Raw genomic sequence first — 24,255 nt, 5'->3', positions numbered from 1 at the left:
CGCGTGTGAGGGAGAGGCCGTCTGGAGCGCTGCTCCGGGCGGCCTCTGTCATTTCGCAGGGCGCACGGCCTCAGTGCGGCGCCGCGGGCAGCTCGGCCTCGGGCACGTCCACCGCCTCGCCCATGAGGTCCGCGAGCTCCAGCGCATCGCGCGGGGCATGGCCGCCCAGGTCGTTGTTGAAGTACACCCAGGCCTCGCCGCCCGCGTCGCGCCAGGCGGCGAGGTCTCGCGCGTAGGGCGCGAGCATCCGCCGCCCGTAGCCGCTGCGGTACTTCTCGGTGGCGCCGTGGAAGCGCACGTAGCGAAAGCGCCCGGTGGTGCGGGGCGGGCGGACGTCGAGCAGGTCGTGCTCCACCACCGCGGCGCCGTGCGCGTCCAGCAAGCGCAGGATGTCCTCGCGGTACCAGGCCGCGTGGCGGAACTCGAAGGCGGACGCCAGGTCCGGGGGCAGGTGCGCGAGGAAGTTCTCGAGCCTCCCCGGGTCCGGCTTCGTCATCTGCGGCGGCAGCTGCCAGAGCACGGGCCCCAGCGCGGGGCCCAGCCCGCGCACCAGCCCGTAGAAGCGGGAGAGGCCCTCGCCCGTCTCGAGCAGGCGCTTCATGTGCGTGAGGAAGCGGCTGCCCTTCGCGGCGAAGCGGAAGCCGCGCGGCACCTGGCGGCGCCAGCCCTCCACGGCCTCCGGCGTGGGCAGCCGGTAGAATGTCGCGTTGAGCTCCACCGTGTGGAACACCCGCGCGTAGTAGGGGAGCCACCGCCCGGTCGCCAGGTCGGCCGGGTAGAAGTCCCCCCGCCAGTGCCGGTACACGTAGCCGCTCGTCCCCAGGTGAACCACGCCCATGGCCGGAAGGATGGGGATGAGCCGGCCTTCTTGCCGCCGGGAGCGCCCGGGAAATTCGCACCCCGGCGGGCCTGCCAGGCCGCTCCGGCTGCGTTAAAGGGAGAGGGCTCCCCGGGGGAGGCCCGGAGCTGACGCCTTGCGTCAGGGCTTCTCCCTTGACCCCCGTTCCACCCCGCCCCTAGAAGGCCCGCGACTCATGGCGACCCCCGACCGCTTCCCGCTCCCCCAGGTCAGCGACACCACCCGCAAGCCCGAGTGGCTCAAGGTGCGCCTGCCGCACGGCGAGGGCTACGAACGGGTGAAGGGCATCGTGAAGCGCACGAAGCTCGCCACCGTGTGCGAGGAGGCGCGCTGCCCGAACATCGCCGAGTGCTGGGGCGGCGGCACCGCCACCGTGATGCTGATGGGTGAGGTGTGCACGCGCGCCTGCCGCTTCTGCCACGTGAAGGTGGGCGCGCCCCCGCCGCTGGACCCGATGGAGCCCATCCACCTCGCCGAGGCGGTGAAGGAGATGGACCTCGAGTACATCGTGGTCACCTCGGTGAACCGCGACGACCGCCCGGACGGCGGCGCGAGCCACTTCGCGCTCGCCATCACCGAGCTGCGCCGCCAGAGCCCCAAGACGGTGGTCGAGGTGCTCATCCCGGACTTCAAGGGCGTGGAGAAGGACCTGGACACGGTCGCCCACGCGCGCCCCCACGTGGTGGCGCACAACCTGGAAACCGTGGAGCGCCTCACCCCCACGGTGCGCGACCGCCGCGCCACCTACCGCCAGTCGCTGCGCGTGCTGGACTACCTCAAGAAGCGCCCCGAGGGGCTCTACACCAAGAGCTCCATCATGGTGGGCCTGGGCGAGACGGACGCCGAGCTGGAGCAGGCCTTCAAGGACCTGCGCGAGGTGGGCGTGGACGTGCTCACCCTGGGGCAGTACCTGCAGCCCAGCCAGTACCACCTGCGCGTGCAGCGCTTCGTCACGCCGCAGCAGTTCGAGGACTACAAGAAGCTCGCCGAGTCCTTCGGCTTCCTCTACGTGGCGAGTGGCCCGCTGGTGCGCTCGAGCTACCGCGCCGCCGAGTTCTTCATGAAGGGCCTCATGGACCGCGAGCGCGCCGAGCGCAGCGCCTGAGCCCCGCCGCGCGGCTGCCGTCCATCGGGTGACGCGACGCCACTGCAGGGTTCCCTTTGCGCGCCAGCCGCATTATCTGCGGGCCCCAGAATCCAAACCCGAACCTGCCTCAACGGAAAGACCTGAACATGGCGACCTTTGAATTCAAGCTCCCCGACCTCGGCGAAGGCGTGATGGAGGGCGAGATCGTCAAGTGGAACGTCAAGCCGGGTGACCTGGTGAAGGAGGACGACGTCCTCTGCGAGGTGATGACCGACAAGGCCACCGTCACCGTGCCCAGCCCCACCCGCGGCAAGGTCGTCTCCGTGCACGGCAAGGAGGGTGACATGGCCAAGGTGCACCAGCTGCTCGCGGTCTTCGAGACCGAGGGCGCGGTGCCCGCGCAGGCCGCAGGTCACGGCGCGCATGCGGCCCCCGCCGCGGCCGCCGCTCCTGCCGCTGCCGCCGCTCCGGCCATGGCCGCGAAGGGCGAGGCGGGCAACGGCGCCGCCTCGGACACGAAGGTGCTCGCCACCCCCGTCACCCGCCGCATGGCGCGCGAGCACGGGCTGAACCTCGCCGAGATCTCCGGCTCGGGGCCGCAGGGCCGCGTGACGAAGGCGGACGTGATGGCGGCGCTCGAGGGCGGAGGCGGCGCGAACAAGGTCGCCGCGAACCAGGTGGTGGCGCCGGCCGCCGCGAAGCCCGCGGCCCCTGCGCCGCTGGGCCACACCCAGGGCGATCAGCGCATCCCGCTCAAGGGCCTGCGCAAGAAGATCGCCGAGAAGATGGTGCGCTCGAAGACGCTGATGCCGCACTTCACCTTCGTGGAGGAGACGGACGCGACGGAGCTCGTCGCGATGCGCAAGAAGCTCAACGAGATGCTCGCGGCCTCGGGCGACAAGACGAAGCTGTCCTTCCTGCCCTTCATCACCAAGGCCACCATCGCGGCGCTCAAGAAGTTCCCGCACCTCAACGCGAACTTCGACGAGGCCACGCAGGAGCTGGTGGTGCGCGGCCAGTACAACATCGGCTTCGCGGTGAGCACGCCGGACGGCCTCACCGTGGCGGTGGTGCACGACGCGGACCGCAAGAGCATCCGGGAGCTGGCGCAGGAGATCCAGCGCCTCGCGGACGCAGCGCGCGACCGCAAGCTGAAGATGGAGGAGCTCACCGGCGGCACCTTCACCATCACCTCGCTGGGTCAGACCGGCGGCCTCTTCGCCACCCCCATCATCAACCACCCCGAGGTGGGCATCCTCGGCGTGCACCGCATGCGCAAGCGCCCCATGGTGAAGGACGACCAGGTGGTGGTGCGCGAGATGATGAACCTCTCGGTGTCCTTCGATCACCGCGTCATCGACGGCTCGGTGGGCGCGGAGTTCTGCTACGAGGTCATCAAGTACCTGGAGAAGCCCGAGCTGCTCTTCCTCGAGCTGGCCTGAGCAGGGCGCCAGCGGAGGGCCTCGCGCGGAGGTAGGCTGGCACCATGGCCGAAGACGTTCGCGAGACGATCCGCGCCGCCCAGGCGGCAGAGCTCCGGGGCGACGTCCCCGGAGCCATCGAGCTGTTGCAGCTCGCAGCCCGGCAGTACCGCGAGGCGGGCAACCGCCGGCGCGCCCTGCAGATGCTCCGCCAGGCGCTGCGGCTGGACGGCACGCGTGGCGACGTGGCCGAGGCCCTGGAGCGGCTCGAGGCCGAGCCGGACGGCGAGACCCGATTCGAGCCCGGTGAGCCGCCGCAGGCCCGCGTGCACTCCTTGAGCGAGCTGCAGGAGCAGCGCCGCGCGCGCGAGGCGGAGCTGCTGGCGCAGCAGACCCTCGAGGCGCTCTCGCTCGCGGCCGCCGCGGCCGACGAGACGCTGGACGCCGCAGCGCTGGAGCGCGCGGTGGAGAGCGCTGCCACGCTGCTGCCGGATCCCGAGGCCGAGGAGGCCGTGCCCTCGGGGCGTGCGCGCCGGATGGTGGAGCGCGGGCCCACCCGGGCGGACCCTGCGCTCGAGGCCTGGTGCTCCTTCTGCTGCCGTCCGCACACCGAGGTGGGCGCACTGGTGGCCGGTCCCGCCGGGGCCTTCATCTGCGCGGGCTGCACGGGAGAGTCCTCCGGGATGCTCGGGGGGCCCGCGCCCGCGCCGGGCACCGGGCGCGCGCTGGAGCGCAGCGCGCCCACGCTGCAGCTGGTGGGGCAGGAGGGTGCGCAGGCGCTGCTCGAGCGCGCGCTCGCCGGGCCTCCCTCCTGCACGCTGCTGCTGGGGCCCGAGGGCTCGGGCAAGAGTGTCTGGGTGAGCGCGCTCGTGGCGGACGGGCGCGCAGTGCGTGGAGAGCCGGCGCAGCGCACGCTGCCTCCGCTCGGGCGCGCGCTCGTGCTCGAGGACGTGGACCGGCTGCCCGCCGAGGAGCAGGGGGCGCTGGCCTCGTGGCTCGGGTCGCTCTCCGCGCACAGCGTGCTGCTCTCCGCGCGAGCGGACGCGCCGAAGCCGCTGCTCACCCTGTACGAGGAGGGACTGGCGCTCCCGGTCTTCGCAGCGCCCGCGCTCGCGGAGGCCACGGCGCTGGACCCGCGGTTGCTCGCCGCCGTGGGGCCGGTGGTGTGCCTCGCGCGTCCGGATGCGGCGCTGCTCGCGCAAGTCGCGCGCGCGCAGCTCTCCGCCCGGCCCGAGGTGCAGGTCCCGGACGAGGCCCTGGAGGCGCTCGCGCGCGCAGCCGGGGGCTCGGGCCACGTGCTCTCGTCGCTGCTCTCGCGGCTGTGTGCGGGGACATGGACGCTCGAGGCCGCGCGCCCGCCGAGCGCCAAGCGCCCGAAGAAGGGCAAGGCGTGAACGCCATCACCGTCTACCGCCTGGGCCGCGTGGAGTACGAGGACGGCCTGAACCTGATGGCGCTGTTCGCGCGCGCCCGCGCCCAGGAGCTCGTGGGAGACGTGCTGCTGCTGCTCGAGCATCCGCCGGTGCTCACGCTGGGGCGCGGGGCGAAGCGCGAGAACATCCTCGCCTCGGATGCGCAGCTGCAGGCGGCCGGGGTGGAGGTCTTCGAGACGAACCGCGGCGGCGACGTGACGTACCACGGGCCTGGGCAGGTGGTGGGCTACCCCATCTTCAAGCTCCCGCCGGGGCGCCAGGACGTGCGCCGCTACGTGCGCGACGTGGAGCGCTGCGTGATCGACACGCTCGCGCGCTACGGGCTTCAGGCGGGCACCATCGTGCGCTGGCCGGGCGTGTGGCTCGGCACCGAGGAGGACCCGCGCGCTCGCAAGATCGCCGCGATCGGCGTGCACATCTCCCGCTGGCTCACCACGCACGGCTTCGCGCTCAACGTGAACACGCAGCTCGAGCACTTCCGCCTCATCGTGCCCTGCGGCATCCAGGAGAAGGGCGTCACCTCGCTGCAGCGCGAGCTGGGCCGCGCGGTGGACGTGCCCGAGGTGGAGGAGGTGCTCGCCGAGCAGTTCTGCCGCGTCTTCGAGAGCGAGCGCGCGGCCGCCCCGCCGCCCCTGCGCACGGTGAGCGTGGCGGTGCTGCGCGGGCGGGGCGCTGACGCCGAGGTGCTCGTGCTCCAGCGCACGCCCGAGCGCGGCGGCTTCTGGCAGATCGTCACGGGGTGCCTCGAGGCCGGCGAGTCACCCGCCGAGGCGGCGCTGCGCGAGGTGCACGAGGAGCTGGGCCTCGCGCCCGAGCCCTCGCAGTTGCTCGACCTCGCCTACCGCCACGCCTTCGCGCTGGGTGAGCAGGTGCCGCCGCGGCTCGTGGAGGAGACGGCGTTCTGCGTGCGCTGGCCCGCGGGCGCCGAGGTCCGCACGGGCCCGGAGCACGCGGCGTTCGAGTGGCTGCGGGTGCCCGAGGCGCTGCAGCGCCTGCCCTTCAAGGGCCTGCGCGAGGCGGTGCGGCGCGCCGCGGCGCTCCCCTAGCCGACCTTCTTCTCGGAGCCCTCGCCGCTCGCGTCGTCCGAAGTCACCTCGATGAGGTGGCCGGTGCGCTCGCGCTTCGTGCGCAGGTAGTCCACGTTGTGCGGGTTGTGCACCGTGCGAGAGGGGATGCGGCGGCGCACCGGGATGCCCTCCTCCACCAGGCCCGCGATCTTGAGCGGGTTGTTGGTGATGAGGTCCACCGAGCGCACGTCCAGCAGCCGCAGCATCTCGGCCGCCACGTCGTAGCTGCGCAGGTCGTCCGGGAAGCCCAGCTGGCGGTTCGCCTCGTAGGTGTCCGCGCCCTTCGCCTGCAGCGCGTACGCCTTGATCTTGTTGCCCAGCCCGATGCCGCGCCCCTCCTGGCGGAGGTAGAGCACGATGCCGTGACCGTTCTGCGCGACGAAGTCCATGGCCCGGTCGAACTGCTGGCGGCAGTCGCACTTGAGGCTGCCGAACACCTCGCTGGTGAGGCACTCGGAGTGCACGCGCACCGGCACGCCCTCCTCGCCCTGCACCTGGCCCACGATCAGCGCCACGTGCTCCTTGCCGTTGCGCCGGTCGCGGAACACCACGGTGCGGATGACGCCGCGCTCGGTGGGCACGTCCGCCTCGGAGAACTTCTCCATGAACTGCACCGGCTTGCGGTGGGGGACGACCTGGGGCGTGCGCGAATCGGACATGGAGGGGACCTATATGACAGTACGGGCCAATCGGGTGCGTGGCATGCCTGCCAGGCAGCATGGCGATGCGTCAACCCCGAGCAACTTTCCTCTGCGACCTGGGCATGAGATGCACGAGGCCGCCCGGACGTTTCATCCCGCCGTCCACGAGAGGGGAAGCAGCTCCACCGGCGCCCCCTCGGCGAGGCCCGTGGCTTCGCGGGGAAAGTGCAGCAGGTGGGTGGCGGCCGAGGAGGAGCGCAGCGCCCCCGAGGTCTGGGTGTGGAGGGGGGAGGCCCACAGCGCGCCGTCGCGCCAGGTGGCCTGCACCCGCACGTAGTGCGCGAGCCCTGCGGGCTTCTTCAGCGCACCCCGCAGCCGCCCCGCGACGGGCACCGGTTCCACGGCCTCGAAGCCGAGCAGCCGGCGCAGGGCAGGGCGCACGAAGAGCTCGAAGGACACCAGGGAGGAGGTGGGATTTCCGGGCAGGCCGAAGTAGACGCTCGCGCCCTTGCGGCCCACCGCGAGCGGCTTGCCGGGCTTCACCGCCACCCGCCAGAAGCCCATCTGCACGCCGCGCCGCTCGAGCGCTGCGCGCACGTGATCGTGCGCCCCCACCGAGACGCCTGCGCTGGTGAGCACCACGTCGTAGCCCTCGGCCTCCGAGAGCCCCCGCTCCACGTCCTCGAGCGTGTCGCGGGCAATTCCCAGCAGCGTGGGAAGGCCTCCGGCCCGCGCGACTGCGAGCGCCAGCAGCGGCCCGTTGGTGTCCACGATGCGCTCGCCGGGCGGCTCGTCCGCGCGGCACAGCTCGTCTCCCGTGGAGAGGATGGCGACGCGGGGGCGGCGCGGGACGCTCGCCTCCGTGCGCCCCTGCGCGAGCAGCAGGCCCAGCTCGGGCAGGCCCAGCGGCGTGCCGCGCGCGAGCAGCAGCTCCCCCGCGCGCGCGTCCTCGCTTGCGCTGCGCACGAACTGCCCCGCCGGCGCGGGCGCATCGAAGAGGACGGTGCCGTCGGGCTCCACCGCGACGCGCTCCTGCATCACCACCGCGTCCGTGCCGGGCGGCAGGGGCGCACCGGTCATCAGCCGCGTGCACTCGCCCGGGCCCGGCGTGCGCTGGGCGCGCTGCCCGGCGTAGAGCGTCTCCACGACGCGCAGGCGCACGGGGAAGGGGGCCTGCAGCGCGGAGCTCGCCACCGCGTAGCCGTCCATCGCGGAGTTGTCCCAGGGGGGCAGGGTGCGCGTGGCGACCACGTCCTCGGCGAGGCAGCGCCCCAGGGCCTCGGCCAGGGGGACGCGCTCGGGCGGCAGCGTCGGGAGCAGGGCGAGTGCGCGGGCGCGGGCCTCCTCCACGGAGAGCAGCGCGGCGTCGGGGGGAGCGGGCGTCATGGCGCGGGGCAGCCTAGCCGGGGCGCGGGGAGGGGCGCCCCCGAAGTGATCCTGACCGGTGCTACAGGCATGTATCGACCGGCATTTTTTGCGATCAAACCCCCAAGGAAGTTAAAGACTTAGATTGACAGCCTGACTCATCGTCATTACAAGCACTGATGATCGCACGGCCTGTGTCCCCCCAGGGGACCGAGCGGCCACCCCGTCGCCACGGCGCGGGCTTCCAAGGAGACAGCGTCGATGGCCAAGGCCAAGTCTGGGGCCAAGAAGGCGACTCCCGCTGCGAAGAAGGAGAAGACCGACAAGCTCGGCCTCCTGAAGGCGGCCTCCGCACGGGTCGCCAAGGCAGCAGCGAAGCTCGTGAAGGGAGCGCCCGAGAAGGCGGCTGCCAAGCCCGCACCGGCGCCGGCGCCCAAGCCCGAGAAGGTGGAGAAGCCGAAGCCCGGCTCCGCCCCCGCGATGGAGAAGATCAAGGCCGCCGCCGAGAAGGCGCGCGCGTCCGCCGCGGCCCCCGTCGCTGCGAAGGCAGCGGCCACCAAGGCGCCCGCCGCCAAGGCCGCACCCGAGAAGGGCAAGGCCCGCGCCCCCGCCGTGGAGCGCCCGCGCCCGCGCGCGACGAAGCTTCCGCCCCCGGGCGAGCCGCTCACCAAGCGCGAGATGGAGCAGCTGCTCACCGCCGGCCAGGGGCGCGGCGTGATGGGCGAGGGCAGCCTCAAGGGCCGCCTCGTGCTCACCGACGGCTTCCCCCACCTGGTGGTGACGGGGCGCGACAAGCGCGAGCTCACCTTCCTGCTGCAGGGGCCCGACCAGGAGGTGTTCCCGGCGTACGTGGAGCACCGCGTGTCGGTGAGCGGCCTCATCAAGAAGACCACGAACTACGGCGGCACGGTCGACGTGCGCAAGTACTCGGCGAAGAAGGCCGAGGCCGAGGCCGAGGTCGCGCCGGTGGAGACCGAGGCGAAGCTGCGCTACCTCTCGCCCGGTGAGCTCTCGCAGGTGACCAGCCCCGGCATGGGCGCGGGCACCAAGGGCTTCGGCTCCATGCGCGGCAGCCTGGAGATGACCGGCGACGACTACGTGCTCGTGGTCTCCAACGGCGGCACCCGCCAGCAGGTGTCCTTCCTGCTCGAGGGCAAGGGCGCCAAGGGGATGCGCAAGTTCGTGGGCCACAACATCGTGGCCACCGGGGTCATCGACAAGACCTCCGGCTGGGGCGGGCGCGTGCAGGTGGAGAACTTCGAGCCGCGTCCGGCGGAGTTCCGCGCCGTCTCGCGCGACGAGATGGAGGTCGCGCACGTCGAGGGCGAGACCGAGCAGGCGAGCGCCGAGGCGCGCCTGAACCAGGGCCTCACCGTGCGGCTCGAGGAGAAGCCCGGCTTCACCTGGGCCATCGAGCCCACCACGGCCAAGCGCGTGGGCCTGCGCGAGGCGAACTTCGAGTCCGGCGGCGCCAACGCCCCGGCCTCGCGCGAGTTCTTCTTCACCCCGCGCAACCCGGGCACCTTCGAGGTGGAGTTTTTCCTCGCCAAGGCCTTCAACCCGGGCCAGGTCGACCGTACCTTCAAGCTCAACGTCACCGTCAAGCCGTGACGTCGCGGCGCGGGCCTCCCGAGGCCCGCGGGAACAGACCGCGCGTTCTCTTTCCACGGGGCGCCGGTCAGCATGGGCCGGGCCCCACACCCTGGCCGCCCGTGACCCACCTTCCCGAAACCCTCAAGCGACTGCTGGCCGAGGCGGATCACCCGCTGGGCATCAAGGAGCTGCTGCGGCTGTCCGGCCTGAACCCGGGCGCGCAGACCGAGCTCAAGCGCACGCTGCGCGAGATGGTGCGCAGCGGAGACCTGCTCAAGGAGGGCAAGCGCTACGTGGTGGCCGTGGCGCCTCCGCCGTCGGCCGTGCGCCCTGCACCCGCGCCCGCGCGCGCCGCGAAGAGCGCCGCCAAGCGCGCCGTCCCCTCGCGCGCGCGCGCCGCGCGCGGCACCGAGGCGGAAGCCCGCGAGCCCTTCGTGCGCGACGAGGGCTTCACCCGCGTGCGCCGCGGCCGCAGCGCCGAGCGTGAGCCAAGAGGTCTCGAGCGCGCGGAGCCGCCTGCGCGCCGCTCGCGCGCGGCGCCCCCTTCGCGCGAGGAGCTGCGCCCGGCGCGCGGCGGCCGGCACGGCGCGAACGCGCGGGACGAGGTGCCGGTCATCGAGGGCGTCCTGCACGTGCACCGCGACGGCTTCGGCTTCGTGCACCCGCTCACGAGCGGCGGCGAGAAGGGCCAGAAGGCCGACAACATCTTCATCCCGCCGCAGGAGGCCGCGCGCGCGCTGGACAAGGACCGCGTGCGCGTGGCCGTGCCCGGCTACCCCGCGCGCACCGAGGGGCGCATCCTCGAGGTGACGAGCCGCCAGCGCCAGCTGGTGGCGGGCACCTACTACGAGCGCGGCCGCAACGCGCTGGTGTACCCCAACGACAAGGGCCTGCCCGGCCCCATCCGCGTGCCGCGCACGCAGATGGCGCGCGAGGGGGACGTGGTGAAGGTGCGCCTGGGCGTGGGCGCGGAGCTGCTGGGCGAGGGCGAGGGGCTCTACGGCGAGGTGGCCGGCTCCATCGGCAAGCCCGGTGACCCCTCCGTGGAGGTGCTCTCCATCGCCTTCGCGCAGGGCTTCAACGACGAGTTCCCGTCCGAGGTGATGGACGAGGCGGACCGGGTGCCGCTCAAGGTCTCCGAGGCGGAGGCCCGCGGCGAGGACCGGCGCGACCTGCGCAAGCTGCCGCTCATCACCATCGACGGCGAGGACGCGCGCGACTTCGACGACGCCGTCTACGCCGAGCCCCGCGGCGACGGCTGGCGCCTCGTGGTGGCCATCGCGGACGTGACCCACTACGTGCGCGAGCGCACCCCGCTGGACGTGGAGGCGCTGCACCGCGCCACCAGCGTGTACCTGCCGGACCGCGTGCTGCCCATGCTCCCGGAGCGGCTGAGCAACGGCATCTGCTCGCTGCGCCCGGACGAGGACCGGCTGTGCATGGTGGCCGACATGGTCATCGACCGGCGCGGCCTGCTCAAGTCGAGCGAGCTCTACCCGGCCGTGATGCGCAGCCACGCGCGCTGCACCTACAACGAGGTGCAGGACGTGCTGGACGGCAAGGACGTCCCGCACCGCAACCGCTTCAAGCCCCACTTCGAGCGCCTGATGGCGCTCGCGCGCACGCTCATCCAGATGCGCAAGGAGCGCGGCGCCATCGACTTCGACCTCCCCGAGGTGAAGGTGGTGATGGGGGAGAACGGCTTCCCCGTGCGCATGGAGAAGCGCGAGCGCAAGGAGAGCCACCGCCTGGTGGAGCAGTGCATGCTCGCGGCCAACGAGGCCGTGGCGCAGTACTTCCAGGAGCGCGAGCTGCCCAGCGTGTACCGCTACCACGGCGCTCCGGACGAGGAGAAGCTCGCGGCCTTCGCGCTGCTCGCGCAGGCGCACGGCTTCAAGTTCAGCGCGGGGGACGAGGTGAGCTCGCGCGAGCTCAACGCCTTCATCAGCCAGCTGGAGGGCCACCCCGAGCAGCGCGCGCTGAACCAGCTGCTGCTGCGCTCGATGATGCAGGCCGTGTACTCCTCCTCGCAGGTGGGCCACTACGGCCTCGCCTCCGAGAGCTACCTGCACTTCACCAGCCCCATCCGCCGCTACCCCGACCTGCTCGTGCACCGCCTGCTCAAGGCGCACTGGGCGCGCGAGGGCAAGAAGCGCCCGGCCGCCGCGGTGGAGAAGGAGGAGTCGCGGCTCGAGGAGATGGCGCAGCAGTGCTCGGACCGCGAGCGCGCCGCGATGCTCGCCGAGCGCGAGACGGTGTCCTTCTACGCCGCGCTCCTGATGAAGGACCGCGTGGGCGAGGAGTTCGACGCCACCGTCTCCTCGGTGGTGGACTTCGGCTTCTTCGTGGAGCTGGACAAGGAGTTCGTCGAGGGCCTGGTGAAGGCGGACGCGCTGGGCTTCGGCGCGAAGCTGGACAAGACGGTGCACGCGCTCAGCTACCCCACCGGGCGCAAGGTGCGCGTGGGGCAGAAGCTGCGCGTGCGCCTCGCCTCCGCGAACCTCGAGCGCCGCCAGCTGGACTTCACCCCCATCGCCTTCGAGGGCGAGGCGGAGCTGGTGCTGGACGCGGAGCAGGGCGACGCGCACGAGGACGGCCGGAGACGCCGCGGTGGAGGGCGCTCGCCGCGCCCCCCGGGCCGCAGTCGCCAGGAGCCGCCGCGCTGGGAGTCGCCGCCGCCCGCGCGCGCGCAGAAGCCCTGGGAGAAGCCGCGCGCTTCGCGCAAGCCCGAGGAGGTGGAGGTCGCCGCAGAGGCTCCCGCCAAGCGCCGGCGCCTCGTGCCTCCGGCGAAGCCGGTGGCCTCCGCTCCCCCGGAGGAGCCGGCCGCGCCCGTCTACGCCCGCAGCGCACCGCAGGAGGACCTGGCCGGCCCCGCATGGGAGGAGAAGCCCCGCGAGCAGGAAGCCGTGCCGCTCTGGGAGCTCGCGCAGCAGGGCGAGGCCCCGGCGCCGCGCGGCAGCTCGCCGCACCCGGGCTTCGATCGCATCCGCGCGCTCGCCGCGCAGCGCGGGGGGCAGGCGCGCGGCGGCAATGACTCCGCCGACTGGAAGCGGGGCCCCGAGCGCGGCGGCCCCGGCAAGGGGCCGAAGAAGGGTGGGGGCTCCAAGAAGGGAGCCCCCAAGGGGAAGTCCAAGGGGCGGCGTTAGCGCCGCCGCCGGACCTAGGCGCGCAGGGAGACGACGGTGACGCCGTCTCCGCCCTCGTGGTTCTCGCCCGGCCGGTACATCCGGATGTAGGGCGAGCGCGCGAGGAAGTCGCGGATGGACTGCTTCAGCGCGCCGGTGCCGTGCCCGTGCACGATGAGCGCGCCCTCCTCGCCGCTGCGCATGCCGCGGTCGAGGAAGCTCTCCACCTCGGCGATGGCATCGTCCGCGCGCATGCCGCGCACGTCGCAGCGGTAGTGGGAGGCCTTCACCTCCTCGGGGGCCGCCTGCGTGGCCTTCTTCAACGCCGCCTGCTGCTTGTTGCGCTCGGGGAACTTCGACTGGGGCTTGCCCTTGCGCGAGCCGGACAGCTCGCTGAGGGGCACGCGCATCTTGAGGATGCCCGCCGCCACCAGTGCCTGGTCCCCGTGCAGCTCGAGGATCTCCACGTCCTTCTCGAAGCCGGCGTGGTGGACCCAGGCGCCCACCTTGAGGTTCGCCGGGGCCGGGGCCTCCACCTGGTAGAGCTCGGCGCGCGCGGCGAGCGCCTTCTGCTTCTCCTCCTCGGCGCGCGCCGCGAGCTTCGCGCGCGCTTCGGCCGCGGCCTTCTCGCTGGCCTGCGCACGCATCGCCACCAGCACCTCGCGCACCTCGGCCTCGGCCTTCTGCGCGACCTCCTGCAGGGCCTGGTGGTGGCGCAGCTCCTGCTCGCGGCGCTCGCGCGCGAAGGCCTGGCGCTCGGCGTCCAGGCGCGTGCGCAGCGCCTCGGCCTCGTCGGCGGCCGCGCGGGCGCGCTCCAGCTCCCCGTGCAGCACGCGCCGGTCCTCCTCGGCCGCGGCGAGCGCCTTGGCGAGGGGGCCGCCTGCATTCAGGCTCAGCTCCCGCGCACGCTGGCAGATGCGCTCGGGAAGGCCCGTGCGCGCCGCCACGTCGATGGCGGAGGAGGCGCCGGCCGCGCCCATCTGCAGCTTGTAGGTGGGCGCCATGCGCCGCGCGTCGAAGCCCACGCGCGCATTGAGGAAGCGCGGGTCCATGTGAGCGAGCGCCTTGAGCTCCTCCAGGTGCGTGGTGACGAGCACCACCGCGCCCCGCTCGATGAGCTCCTCCAGCACCGCGATGGCGATGGCCGCGCCCTCGCGCGGATCCGTGTCCGCGGCGATCTCGTCGATGAGCACGAGCGAGTCCCTACCCACCACCGCCACGATGTCGCGCAGCACCGCCACGTGCGCGCTGAAGGTGGACAGGCCCTCGGCGAGGTTCTGCGCATCGCCGATGGTGGAGTGCACGGAGCGATACAGCGGCAGCTTCGAGCCGCTCGCCGCGGGGATGGGCAGGCCCGCGCGCAGCATCAGCGAGCACAGGCCCACGGCGGTGAGCGTCACCGTCTTGCCGCCCGCGTTGGGTCCGCTCACGACGAGCGCGCGCGCCGTCTCGTTGAGCTGCACGTCGTTGGACACCACCTCGCCGCCCTTGAGCACCAGCAGCGGGTGGCGCAGGGACAGCAGGTTCATGCGCCCGTCGGCCGGCAGCTCCGGGACGCTCGCGCGCAGGTCCGCCGCGAGCACCGCGGCGGCCTCCGCCTCGTCCAGCTCGGCCACCGCGTCGATGCCCTCGAGGATGGCCGCCGACTCGCGCCCGAGCTGGTCCGTCAGCTCCTGCAGGAGCCGCCGCTCCTCCTCGGTGACCACGGACTGGGCCACGGTGAGATCGTTGCCCAGGCCCACCAGCGCCTGCGGCTCGATGAACAGCGTCTGTCCCGTCTGGCTCGCGTTGTGGACGATGCCGGGCACCTCGCCGCGGTTGTTCGCCACCACCGGCACCACGTAACGGCCGTTGCGCAGGGTGTAGTAGGTCTCGCGCAGGTTGGGCAGGAAGGTCTCGTCGTGCAGCAGCTTGTCGAGCCGGCCCATGATGCTGCGGTGCAGGCCGCGCGCACGCTCGCGCGCCTCGCGGATCTCCGGGCTCGCGCGGTCGGAGATCTCCCCGTCCGGCTCGAAGCACCGGTCGATGCGCGCCGCGAGCGCCTCGAGGTCCGGCAGCCGCCGGGCGATGGCCGCCAGGGCCGGCACCTGGTGCTCGCGCTCCTCGAGCGCCTCGCGGGCGCGCACGAAGGCGAGCAGCAGCTGCGCGGAGGCGATGAGCTCGCGCGGCTCGAGCAGGCCGCCCTTCTCGGCGCGGCCCAGGGCGTTGCGCAGGTCGCTCACGCCACCGAGCGGGAGGGTGAACTGCTCCTGGCCGAGCCGGCGCGCCTCCTCGACCAGGGTGAGCGCGTCCGCCACCGCCTCGCGCGAGTCGAGGAAGGGACGCGCGAGCGCCCGCTCCTTGCCAGGGGCGGTGCGGCAGCGTTGAGCGAGGGCGCGGAGCACGTCCGCGAAGCCGAGGTCTTCGAGGGTTCTGGGGGAGATCTGCACGGGTAGGCGTTTGAAGCGACAGGGCACTGCCCCGTCAAGGACCGCACGCGGTCGGTTGACGCGGGCCGTTCAGCAGGGGGGCCCGCAGGTTTGGCGGGTGAGATAGCGCTCTGGTATGGCCTGCGCATGGTCGCGCTCCTGCTCGCCTGCATGCTCCTGGCCTCCGTACCCCCCGCCAACCCCTCGGCGGCGCCCAGCGCCCGCCTGGACGCGGCGCTCGCGCGCGAGGCCTCGGGGGACGACGCCGGGGCGCTCGCGGACCTCGAGGCGCTCGCGCTCGCCCAGCCCACCTGGGCGCTTCCCCGCCTGGAGGCCGCCCGCCTGCGCCTGAAGCTGGGGCAGGACACCCCGCGCCTCGGGGCAGACCTGGACGTGGCCGAGGCGCTCGCGCCCACCAACCCCCGCGTCCACTACCTGCGGGGGCTGCTGTGGGAGGAGCGCGGCCAGGCGCGGGCGGCCGTGCAGGCGTACGAGCGGGCGCTGAGCTACCGCGCCGCCTACGACGAGCCGCGCCTGCGCCTCGGGGCGCTCTACGCAGCGCAGGGAGACTGGCTGCACGCGGAGCTCCACTACCGCACGCTCGCGCACGCCCACCCGCAGGCGGTGCCCGTCCGGGTGGAGCTGGCGCGCGTGTTGGAAGCGCAGGGCAGGGTGTCCGATGCGGAGCGGGAGCTGGAGGCGCTGCGCGCGGCCCAGCCCACCCAGCCGCTGGTGCTGCGGCGGCTCGCCGAGCTCTACGAGCGCACCGGGCGGCCCCAGCTCGCCGCACCCCTTCGGGCCCAGCTCGAGCGGCCCGCGGGTCCCCCGAAGCGCGCGCTGCAGCCCTCTCGCCGCTAGCGCGGGGCGCCCGCGCCCGGCGAGCGGGCGGGCAGCAGCGGACGGGTCCGGCAAGCGGCCGTTGCACGGCGAGGCGCGGCGCATAGACTGCGCGCCGCCTTGCGGACCGCCAACCTCGCCATCGTCTTCACCGACATCCAGGGCTTCACGGAGCGCACCAGTCGGCAGACCCTGGAGGAGAACCAGCGGTTGCTGCAGGTGCACGCCGCGCTGCTCACGCCCCTGTTCAAGGCCTTCGGCGGGCGGGTGGTGAAGTCCATCGGCGACGCCTTCCTCGTCACCTTCGAGTCGCCCACGCAGGCGGTGCTCAGCGGTATCGCCATCCAGGACCGGCTCTGGCAGCACAACCGCAGCGCGCCCGAGGCCGAGCGCATGAGCGTGCGGGTGGCCATCAACGTGGGCGAGGTGCGGCTCGAGTCCAACGACGTCTTCGGCGAGCCGGTGAACATCGCCGCGCGCGTGGAGGCGCTCACCGAGGCGGGCGAGGTGTACTTCACCGAGGCGGTATACCTCGCGATGAACAAGGCCGAGGTCCCCTCGCAGGAGGTGGGCGCCTTCGAGCTCAAGGGAATCCCGGGGCGCATCCGCGTCTTCCGCGTGCCGCACGCCCCCTACCGGGTGGAGGCTCCCACCGCGCAGCCGCAGCCCGCGGCGGACGCGCTCCCCCCGTTCGGCAACCTCGGCCTCTCGCGGCTTCCCGAGGGGCGCTCGGTCGCCGCCGCGGAGCTCGCCTCGAGCGTGGGGCAGCACGCGGCGCGGCTCGGCACGCGGGCGGCGAGCGTGGGCGGACAGCTGGTGGCGAGCGCGGGCCAGGCGCTCGCGGCGGCGCGCAACGGCGAGGGCGCCCGCCGGCTGAATCGCCGCCACGTGGCCCTCGCGGTGGGCGGCGCCGTCGCGCTGGGGCTCCTGCTCTTCTTCCTGCTCGGAAGCCCCGCCGAGCGGGCGATTGGCCGCGTGGCGGATGCCTCCGGCGCCGAGCGCGACGCGCGCCGCGACGAGGCGGAGCGGCTCATCGCCGAGGAGCCCGACGCGGCGGAGCGCGCCTACCTCAATGGCCAGCTCGAGGAGGCGCTGGGCTCCGCGGGGCGGGCCGTGGGCGCGTACCGCAACGCGGCCCGCGCAGGGCACGGCAAGGCGGAGCGGCGGCTGGTGCAGCTGCTCGAGCACCGCGAGTGCCGCGTGCGCGCGAGCGCCGCGGGGGCACTGGGGGACCTGCACGCGAAGGGCGCGCGCGGGGCACTGGAAGATCTCGCCGAGGACGGCGGCCCGGACGAAGGCGCGGACATCCCGCTCTTCGGCTGCAACTCCCGGCGCGCGGCGCAGGATGCGCTGCGGCGGCTGGGGCCCTGAGCGCGCGCCGCTGGCGTGCGCGCTCGGAAAGGACGGAACGGACATGAAGGTCAGGACGGGCTTGGATGTGTGGGCGGCGCAGGGCTTCAAGGCGCTCGCGGGCAAGCGGGTGGGGGCGATCGTCAACCCCACCAGCGTGGACTCGGGGTTCCGCCACCTGGCAGATCTCCTGAAGGAGGCGCCGGGCGTCACGCTCGCGGCGCTCTTCGGCCCCGAGCACGGCATCCGCGGCGAGGCGCAGTACATGGTGGCCGTGGACGAGGCGCGCGACCGGCGCACCGGCGTGCCCGTGCACAGCCTCTACGGCTCCACCTTCGAGTCGCTCAGCCCGCGCCCCGAGTGGCTGAAGGGCCTCGATGCGCTCGTCTTCGACATCCAGGACGTGGGCAGCCGCTACTACACCTACGTGTACACGATGGCGCTCGCGATGAAGGCGGCCGCGAAGGCGCGCATCCCGTTCTACGTGCTGGACCGGCCCAATCCCATCGACGGCGTCTCGCTCGAGGGCAACCTCGTGGGCGAGGGCTTCCGCTCCTTCGTCGGCCTCTACGCGCTGCCCAACCGCCACGGCATGACGGCCGGCGAGCTCGCGCGCCTCTTCAACACGCAGGAGGGCTTCGGCTGCGAGCTCACCGTGGTGCCCTGCGAGGGCTGGCGCCGCGCGATGCACTGGAGCGAGACGGGGCTGCCCTTCATCCCGCCCTCGCCCAACATGCCCACCGCGGACACCGCGCTGGTGTACCCGGGCATGTGCCTGGGGGAGGGGACCAACGTCTCCGAGGGCCGCGGCACCTGCCGCCCCTTCGAGCAGTTCGGCGCGCCGTGGGTGGACTCGCAGGCGCTGGTGGAGGGGCTGGAGGCGGCGGGCCTGCCGGGCGTGCGCTTCCGTCCCGTGGGCTTCACCCCCACCTTCGACAAGTTCCGCGGTGAGTCCTGCAGCGGCGCCTTCATCCACGTGACCGACCGCGCCACCTTCCAGCCCCTGCGTACCGGCGTGGCCATCTTCTACGCGCTGCGCTCGCTGTGGCCCGAGCACTTCGCGTGGCGCGCGGACGCGTACGAGTTCGTGGAGGACGTGCCCGCCTTCGACCTGCTGTGCGGCACGGACCAGGTGCGCCGGGGCATGGAGGCGGGCCTTCCGCTCGCGCGCCTCTTCGAGGGCTTCGAGGCGCAGACGCAGGCCTTCGCTCGGCAGCGCCAGCCCTACCTGATGTACGCTTAGGCCCGTGCTCGGGCTCCTCTCGGACAGCCACGGAGACCTCGCCGCGTTCGACGCGGCCTACGAGCTGCTCCGTCGCAAGGGGGCGCGCCGCTTCATCTTCGCGGGCGCCTGCTACGCGGACCTGGACAGCTGGCTGCTGCTGCGCCAGCAGCGCCCGCGCGTACGTCCCTTCCCGGAGGCGGCGCTGGTGCGCGAGGAGGCAGGTCAGCTGCTCGCCCCGCCGCACGAGCCGGACGAGGCTCCGAACCTGCCGGACGAGGAGCCCGCGCGCATCCGCGAGCGCTTCTCCCGCGCTCCCGAGCGCGACTGCCCCGAGTACCTGGACCCCGCGGTGCCCCGCAAGCTGGTGGAGCTGGTGGGCGACACGCTCTGCTGCGTCGTGCACGAGAAGAACGACCTGAGCCGCGACGACCTCGAGAACGCGGCCGTGTTCATCCACGGCAACGCGCCCGAGCCGCGCGCGGTGCAGATCGGCCCCCGGCACTTCGTCACGCCCGGCGCGCTCTCGGGCGCGTCGCTGCGCAGCTGTGCGCTGCTCGAGCGGGTGGACGGGCAGCTGCGCTTCACGGCCTTCGCGCTGGATGGCGCGCCGCTCGGAGAGCCGCAGTGGCTCGCGCTCGAGCGCCGCAGCAAGCTCTCGGTCCGAGGAAGGTGAGCGCCGTGCACGTCGCCCTGCTGGGAGGCTCCTTCAACCCGCCGCACGTGGGACACCTGCTGGCCGCGCAGTACGTGTGGGCCACGCAGGCGCTGGACGAGGTGTGGCTGATGCCCTCGTTCCAGCACCCCTTCCGCAAGGCGCTGGTGGACTTCGAGCACCGCGTGGCGATGTGCGAGCTGCTGTGCCGCGATACCTCGGGATGGCTGAAGACCTCGCGGGTGGAGAGCGAGGTGGGCGGCAGCGGGCGCACCGTGGACACGCTCACCTTCCTCAAGGCGCGCCACCCCGAGCACCAGTACACGCTCGTGATCGGCTCGGACATCCTCAAGGATCTGCCGAACTGGAAGGACTTCGATCGCATCCGCCAGCTCTCGCGCGTGCTGGTGCTGCACCGCGCGGGCTACCCGGCGGCGGAGGCGGTGGGCCCGCCGCTCGCGGAGGTCTCCAGCACCGAGGTGCGCGAGTTGCTGCAGCGCGGCCAGTCTTCGGAGGTCCAGGTGGAGGGCCTGGTGCCGCGCGCCGTGCTCGCCTACGCGCGCAAGGCGGGCCTCTACGCCGCGCCCTGAGCGCTTACTCCACGCCCAGCCCGAAGAAGTGGCGCACGGCGTGGTCGTCGTCGAAGCGCTTGGACACCTGGTAGACGAGGCTCACCGGCGCCACGCCTCCGAAGCTGGTGCGAAGGTACACGGCGGCGCCCGCGCTGCGGTGGTTGTCGCGCAGGTCCGTGCGCGCCATCTCCGCGAAGAGATTGAGCTCCGCCTGGCGCACGAAGAACGAGGGCAGCAGGTAGAGGAAGCTCGCCCAGCCGTGGTCGATGATGAAGCGGTAGCGGTAGCTCGCACTCGCGAGCGCGACGTTGCGCGCGAAGATGGTGAGGTCCTCGTAGCCGCGCAGGGGCTCCACGAAGCTGGTCTCCGGCAGCGGGCGCCCCGGGTTGCCCCGCGCGGAGTCCTCCAGGTTGCCGACCGCGTTGTAGGCACCCGTGCCTCCCACCTCGAGGAGGCCGGCGCTCGCCCCGGGCAGGGTGCGCCCCACCAGCCGGAGCACGAGGTTGTCGCGGCGCAGCCCCGGCAGCCCTCCGAGGAAGCCGTCCGTCTCGGCCCGCACGTCGCCCACCTGCTGGCTGTCGTTGCTCTGGTACGCGCCGCCGCTGAGCGCGAGCGCGAGGCCGCGCTGGGTGCCGCCGTAGGCCGTGGACTCGCCGGCGAACCAGCTCGTCGCAGCCTCCGCGCCCACCAGGCCGTCGCGCGCATCCGCCGCGAACGCCGTGCGCTGGAAGCGCTTCTGCACCGCGCGCAGACCGAACACCACCGGCGTGCTCCAGAAGCTGCGCGACGCCGAGGCCACTCCCTCGATGCGGTTGACCCACTGGTAGACGAAGCGGTCTTCCTCCCCCGGCACCCGCACGCGCAGCGTCCGCTCCGAGCGCTCGCCGTAGCCCACCAGGCGCAGGTTCCACGGCGCGAGCTGCGCGTTGTTGTAGACGACCGAGAGCGCCCGCAGCGCCGTGCCACCGCCAAAAATGGCGTTCACCGCGTAGCCGTGGAAGCCGAGCCGGTCCTGGCCCGTGAGGGACACGCCGCCCAGCACGCGGGTGCCGCCCTGGGGGTCCGACTCGATGCCGAGGATGAAGGGCAGGCGCAGCAGCGGGATCAGCAGCCCCTCGCCCGGGGAGTAGGGCTCGTCCGAGAGCACCGTCGGGCCCCCTGCCGCAGGCGTCTCTGCGGCTGCTGCGACCGTCGTCGGTGCCTGCGTCGCCACCGGAGCGGCCTCTTGCGCGGACGCGCCCGGAGCTTGTGCGGAAGGGGGCACCGTGGGGGCATCGCTCGAGGACGCGGCCACGTCCGGCGCCTGCAGTGAGCCGGTTGCCTGCGCACGGGCGACTGCCTCGGGCAGCTGCGCGGGCGCTGCCGCCGCCGTGACAGTGCCGGGCTCCGCCTGTGCGCCGGCGCTCGGCGCGGCCGCCACGCCGCCCGCGAGCGCCACGCGGTCGACGGAGAAGGTCCCTCCGGAGAGGTTGAGGAAGGCGAGCTGGCCGCCGGGCAGGGGGCTCGCATCGAGCGCCAGGTGCGGCGCATCCGTCACCCGGGTGAGGGTGCCCGCGTCCACGTCCAGCACGTGTACCTGGGCGCGCCCCTCGTGCTCGCGCAGGAAGGCCACGTGCGCGTCGTCCACCCAGCGCGGCGAGTAGTTGAAGAGGCCGTCGTGGGTGAGGTCGCGCAGGCGGCCGTCCGGCTCGAGGAGCGCGAGGTCGAAGCCGTTGCTCGCCCAGCGCGAGACGACGATGCGGCGGCCGTCCGGTGAGACGGCGGGCGCGCCGAGCGAGCTGCGCGCCTCCAGGTGCGTGAGCTGCTCGCGCGCGCCCGTCGCGAGCTCGAGGCGGAACAGGTTGGTGGTGTCCCCCTGCACCTGCGCGAAGACGTAGGCGCGTCCGTCCGGGGTGACGCTGCCGCCCAACCCCTGCAGCCCGTCCCAGATGCGCTTCACAGCGCCCGTGTGCGCGTCCACCTGCCACAGGCGCGAGACGTCGCTGCCCTCGCGGCCCACGTCGGTCATCACGAGGAACAGCGAGGCTCCGTCGGCGCTGAAGGACATCCCGCTCGCGCCGGACACCGAGGCGCTCACCCAGCGGCGGCCGGGCAGCAGCTCCACGAGGCTGCGCGAGAAGCGCACGCGCCCGTCGGGCTCACGCACGGTGAGGCGCAGCGGCTGCTCGCGCCCGGAGTGCAGCAGCGCGAGCGCGCCGTCCGCAGGAGAGCCCGCGAGCCGTGCCTGGTAGCCCACGTCCCCGGCGAGCACCTGCTGCGTGGCGGGCCGCTCGCGCGGGTGCAGCCCCTTGCGAAGGCTCTGCGCGTACTGGTCGAAGAGCGAGCCCACGTCGCGCCCGTACACCTGCTTGAAGCGCAGGGTGACGCCGAAGGGCGAGAAGATGGAGTCGCCCTGCACCTCGACGAGCTTCCAGAGCTTCTCCTCGCCGTAGGTGTCCGCGAGCCAGTCCACGAAGTGCTGCCCGGTGAGGTATGCGCTGCCCAGCGGACTCAGGCGGCGCTGCTCCACCGCGAGGTCGCCCGCGTGCAGCGAGCCCGCGTAGGTCTGCACGTTGTCCTCGAACCAACCGTTCCAGAAGGGGCTGTGGGGCCGGCCCGTGCGCGCGCCCAGCCGGCCCTCGTAGTGGGTGGCGAGCCCCTCGAGGAACCAGGACTCGGTGAAGATGTTCGGTTGCAGCAGGCCGCCGGTCACCGTGTTGAGCGCATTCCACAGGCCGCTCACCTGCTGCATCTGCACGTAGTGCACGGACTCGTGGCAGCTGATGTCTCCCACCTGGCCGAGGCCCAGGTTGAAGTAGTGGAACAGCTCGATGGTCACGTGCTCGGGCAGCACCATCTGCTGCGGCAGGCTCGCCACCTCCGGCTGCACGTACGCGTTGTTGAAGTCCGCGCGCGTGAGGTAGGCGAGCACCCGCTTGCGCTCGCGCTTGTCGCGCGCGTGGCCGCGCAGCTGGTCCACGCAGCCCTCGAGCCGCGCGGCCACCCGCAGCGCCGCGGCGCGCTGGGCGGCCGGGTAGTAGAGCTCGAGCGAGCGCGTGGTGAGCTTGCGCATGTCGTCCTGCGCGAAGGACGTCTGGACCTCCTGCGGGAAGCGCGGGGAGACGGTGGCGCAGCCGAGGACGAGAGAGCAGAGCAGGGCCGCGGCCAGGGGGGCAGCGGACGGGCGGGCAGGCATGTCGGCCATCCTAGGTTCGGCCACGAATCGTCGCCACGACTCCCGACTTTCACGGTAAGGGAGGTCCCTCGACAGCACATTTCACCTCACCAGGAACCGTCATGGCCTTCCCCGTTCCGCCGCACGTCAACGCAGCCCAGGAGCAAGTCGCCGCCGCCCTCCAGCAGGCCGAGGGCAAACCCGTGGACCTCGAGAAGGCGCCCTGGAGCGACATCGAGCAGGCGGCGATCAAGGTCCTGGGCGGCGCGTTCCAGGTGCAGCGGCCCGAGCACCAGATGCTGGCGCTGGGGCTCGCGGGCGCGTTCGCGCTGCGCCTGCACCTCGAGCACCAGGCCTTCTGGTTCCCCAACCGCGACGCGCCCGAGGGCGCCTCCGTGGGCTTCCCGGACGCGCTGATCATGCTCTCGCCCTTCGGCGCGGTGATGGACGCGCTGGGCCAGGGCAAGCTCTCCAAGCTGGAGGAGCTGGCCGGGGAGATCCGCCGCTCGCTGGCCTCGGTGCGCTTCAGCGCGAACCCCGCCGCGCAGCCCCAGGGCAAGATCGCGCCCGAAGACTACCAGCGCCTCTTCGACCCGGGCTTCCTGCAGTTCACCGTGCTGGACGCGGCCAAGGGCAAGAGCACCTTCGAGGCGAAGCCGGAGGCGCTCGCGCGCGACATCCGCGAGGCCCTGGGCCGCACCCAGCCGCCGCTGCCCGCGGAGGCGCGCCAGCAGTTCGAGGGACAGATCGTGGGCTCGCTGCAGCGCCTGGAGCCGGGCAAGCCGCTCTCCGAGCAGATCGAGCGCGCCCCGCGCGTGGTGGAGCTGATGGGCCACCTCTTCGCCACCGTGGGCGGCACGGGCAGCGCCCCCGAGGAGTTCTGGCAGGACCTGGTGCTGCCGCTGCTCTTCATCGGCGCGCCCGCGAGCTTCCCGCCGCTGGACGACGAGGAGGTGGGCGCCTTCAACCAGGGCGCGGACCCGCTCGCGCTCTTCGTGGACGTGGTGCCCTACGCGCAGCCGGCGCCGGAGGAGGGCCTGCTCGGCGCCTTCGACGTGGGTGACCTCGGCCTGCCGCACCCCGCGTTCGCGAAGGTGCCCGCGGTGCGCCTCATCAAGCTCAACACCGCCAAGGTGAAGCCGCTGCTCGAGAAGTTCGACGCGGACAAGACGCGCGACGCGCTCAAGCGCTTCACGGCCTACCTGGAGCAGAAGGCCGGTAAGCCCGCGCAGGCGAGCCCGCAGGGTCAGGAGATGCTCAACGCGGCGCTCACGCTGCTGACGGATCTGCGCCGCTCGGTGGTCAGCACCAACGGCGACCTCTGCCTGCGCCGCCTCACCGAGGCGGAGGCCGCGAGCGAGCAGGCCCTCGCGTTGGTGCGCAAGGCCCTGAGCGCCCCGCGCATCATCCTCACCTAGTCCTCCCTCTCCCTCTGGGAGAGGGTCGGGGTGAGGGAGCTGGGCGAA

The 24,255-nt window shown here is 73.1% G+C and carries 17 protein-coding genes; 12 read left to right on the top strand and 5 right to left on the bottom strand.

Annotated elements, in window-relative coordinates; genetic code table 11:
• Positions 1–70: 70 nt before the first annotated feature.
• A complete protein-coding gene (locus FGE12_RS17245; protein ID WP_153867565.1) occupies positions 71–838 on the bottom strand; it encodes a DUF72 domain-containing protein in 768 nt (255 codons plus the stop codon).
• Between the two features lie 196 nt (positions 839–1,034).
• Here FGE12_RS17245 and lipA point away from each other — a divergent pair, with 196 nt between their 5' ends.
• The 4 genes from lipA to lipB all read left to right on the top strand — a co-directional run bounded on the left by lipA (position 1,035) and on the right by lipB (position 5,846).
• The gene (lipA, locus tag FGE12_RS17240; RefSeq protein WP_153867564.1) at positions 1,035–1,964 is read left to right on the top strand and encodes a lipoyl synthase; all 930 of its coding nucleotides are present in this window, start codon (positions 1,035–1,037) and stop codon (positions 1,962–1,964) included.
• A 128-nt stretch (positions 1,965–2,092) separates the two neighbouring features.
• Positions 2,093–3,388 (top strand): dihydrolipoamide acetyltransferase family protein, encoded by a 1,296-nt coding sequence (locus FGE12_RS17235; protein WP_153867563.1) that lies wholly within the window; start codon positions 2,093–2,095, stop codon positions 3,386–3,388.
• Positions 3,389–3,432: 44 nt separating this feature from the next.
• On the top strand, positions 3,433–4,761 hold the full coding sequence (locus tag FGE12_RS30370; protein ID WP_228530866.1) for a ClpX C4-type zinc finger protein: 1,329 nt from the start codon (positions 3,433–3,435) through the stop codon (positions 4,759–4,761).
• Complete coding sequence (gene lipB / locus FGE12_RS17225; RefSeq protein WP_194797970.1) at positions 4,758–5,846, top strand: lipoyl(octanoyl) transferase LipB; 1,089 nt, start codon at positions 4,758–4,760, stop codon at positions 5,844–5,846. Before FGE12_RS30370 ends, lipB begins: the two co-directional genes overlap by 4 nt.
• Here lipB and ribA read toward each other — a convergent pair.
• Together ribA and glp are read right to left on the bottom strand one after the other, a co-directional pair.
• On the bottom strand, positions 5,843–6,526 hold the full coding sequence (gene ribA / locus FGE12_RS17220) for a GTP cyclohydrolase II (protein WP_153867561.1): 684 nt from the start codon (positions 6,524–6,526) through the stop codon (positions 5,843–5,845). The two genes, lipB and ribA, sit on opposite strands and share 4 nt — an antisense overlap.
• Positions 6,527–6,658: 132 nt before the next feature.
• Positions 6,659–7,894, bottom strand: coding sequence for a gephyrin-like molybdotransferase Glp (gene glp / locus FGE12_RS17215; RefSeq protein WP_153867560.1), 1,236 nt, complete (start codon positions 7,892–7,894; stop codon positions 6,659–6,661).
• A 240-nt stretch (positions 7,895–8,134) separates the two neighbouring features.
• Here glp and FGE12_RS17210 point away from each other — a divergent pair, with 240 nt between their 5' ends.
• Together FGE12_RS17210 and rnr are read left to right on the top strand one after the other, a co-directional pair.
• Positions 8,135–9,484 (top strand): protease inhibitor I42 family protein, encoded by a 1,350-nt coding sequence (locus FGE12_RS17210; protein ID WP_153867559.1) that lies wholly within the window; start codon positions 8,135–8,137, stop codon positions 9,482–9,484.
• A 101-nt stretch (positions 9,485–9,585) separates the two neighbouring features.
• Positions 9,586–12,612: a ribonuclease R gene (gene rnr / locus FGE12_RS17205; protein ID WP_194797969.1), complete on the top strand. Its 3,027-nt coding sequence runs from the start codon at positions 9,586–9,588 to the stop codon at positions 12,610–12,612.
• Between the two features lie 14 nt (positions 12,613–12,626).
• On the opposite strand, the gene FGE12_RS17200 is transcribed toward rnr, so the two are convergent.
• Positions 12,627–14,975: an endonuclease MutS2 gene (locus FGE12_RS17200; RefSeq protein WP_370459041.1), complete on the bottom strand. Its 2,349-nt coding sequence runs from the start codon at positions 14,973–14,975 to the stop codon at positions 12,627–12,629.
• A gap of 171 nt (positions 14,976–15,146) precedes the next feature.
• On the opposite strand from FGE12_RS17200, the gene FGE12_RS17195 reads away from it, so the two are divergent.
• The 5 genes from FGE12_RS17195 to nadD all read left to right on the top strand — a co-directional run bounded on the left by FGE12_RS17195 (position 15,147) and on the right by nadD (position 19,653).
• Positions 15,147–15,857, top strand: coding sequence for a tetratricopeptide repeat protein (locus tag FGE12_RS17195; protein WP_153867558.1), 711 nt, complete (start codon positions 15,147–15,149; stop codon positions 15,855–15,857).
• A gap of 99 nt (positions 15,858–15,956) precedes the next feature.
• Positions 15,957–17,207, top strand: coding sequence for an adenylate/guanylate cyclase domain-containing protein (locus FGE12_RS17190; RefSeq protein WP_153867557.1), 1,251 nt, complete (start codon positions 15,957–15,959; stop codon positions 17,205–17,207).
• A 43-nt stretch (positions 17,208–17,250) separates the two neighbouring features.
• Entirely contained in the window at positions 17,251–18,429 is a 1,179-nt protein-coding gene (locus FGE12_RS17185) for an exo-beta-N-acetylmuramidase NamZ domain-containing protein (RefSeq protein WP_153867556.1), read from the top strand.
• Between the two features lie 4 nt (positions 18,430–18,433).
• A complete protein-coding gene (locus FGE12_RS17180; RefSeq protein ID WP_194797967.1) occupies positions 18,434–19,084 on the top strand; it encodes a hypothetical protein in 651 nt (216 codons plus the stop codon).
• Between the two features lie 5 nt (positions 19,085–19,089).
• Positions 19,090–19,653, top strand: coding sequence for a nicotinate (nicotinamide) nucleotide adenylyltransferase (gene nadD, locus FGE12_RS17175; protein WP_194797966.1), 564 nt, complete (start codon positions 19,090–19,092; stop codon positions 19,651–19,653).
• A 4-nt stretch (positions 19,654–19,657) separates the two neighbouring features.
• On the opposite strand, the gene FGE12_RS17170 is transcribed toward nadD, so the two are convergent.
• Positions 19,658–22,810: a hypothetical protein gene (locus tag FGE12_RS17170; RefSeq protein ID WP_228530865.1), complete on the bottom strand. Its 3,153-nt coding sequence runs from the start codon at positions 22,808–22,810 to the stop codon at positions 19,658–19,660.
• Between the two features lie 101 nt (positions 22,811–22,911).
• Between FGE12_RS17170 and FGE12_RS17165 the strand changes: the two genes are divergently transcribed.
• Positions 22,912–24,207, top strand: a complete 1,296-nt coding sequence (locus FGE12_RS17165; protein ID WP_153867555.1) for a hypothetical protein — start codon at positions 22,912–22,914, stop codon at positions 24,205–24,207.
• The last annotated feature ends 48 nt before the right edge of the window (positions 24,208–24,255 follow it).

It is taken from the genome of Aggregicoccus sp. 17bor-14 (assembly GCF_009659535.1).
Taxonomy (GTDB): Bacteria; Myxococcota; Myxococcia; order Myxococcales; family Myxococcaceae; genus Aggregicoccus.
The sequence above is the reverse complement of the archived record's forward strand: the minus strand, read 5'-3'. Positions and strand labels throughout refer to the sequence as shown.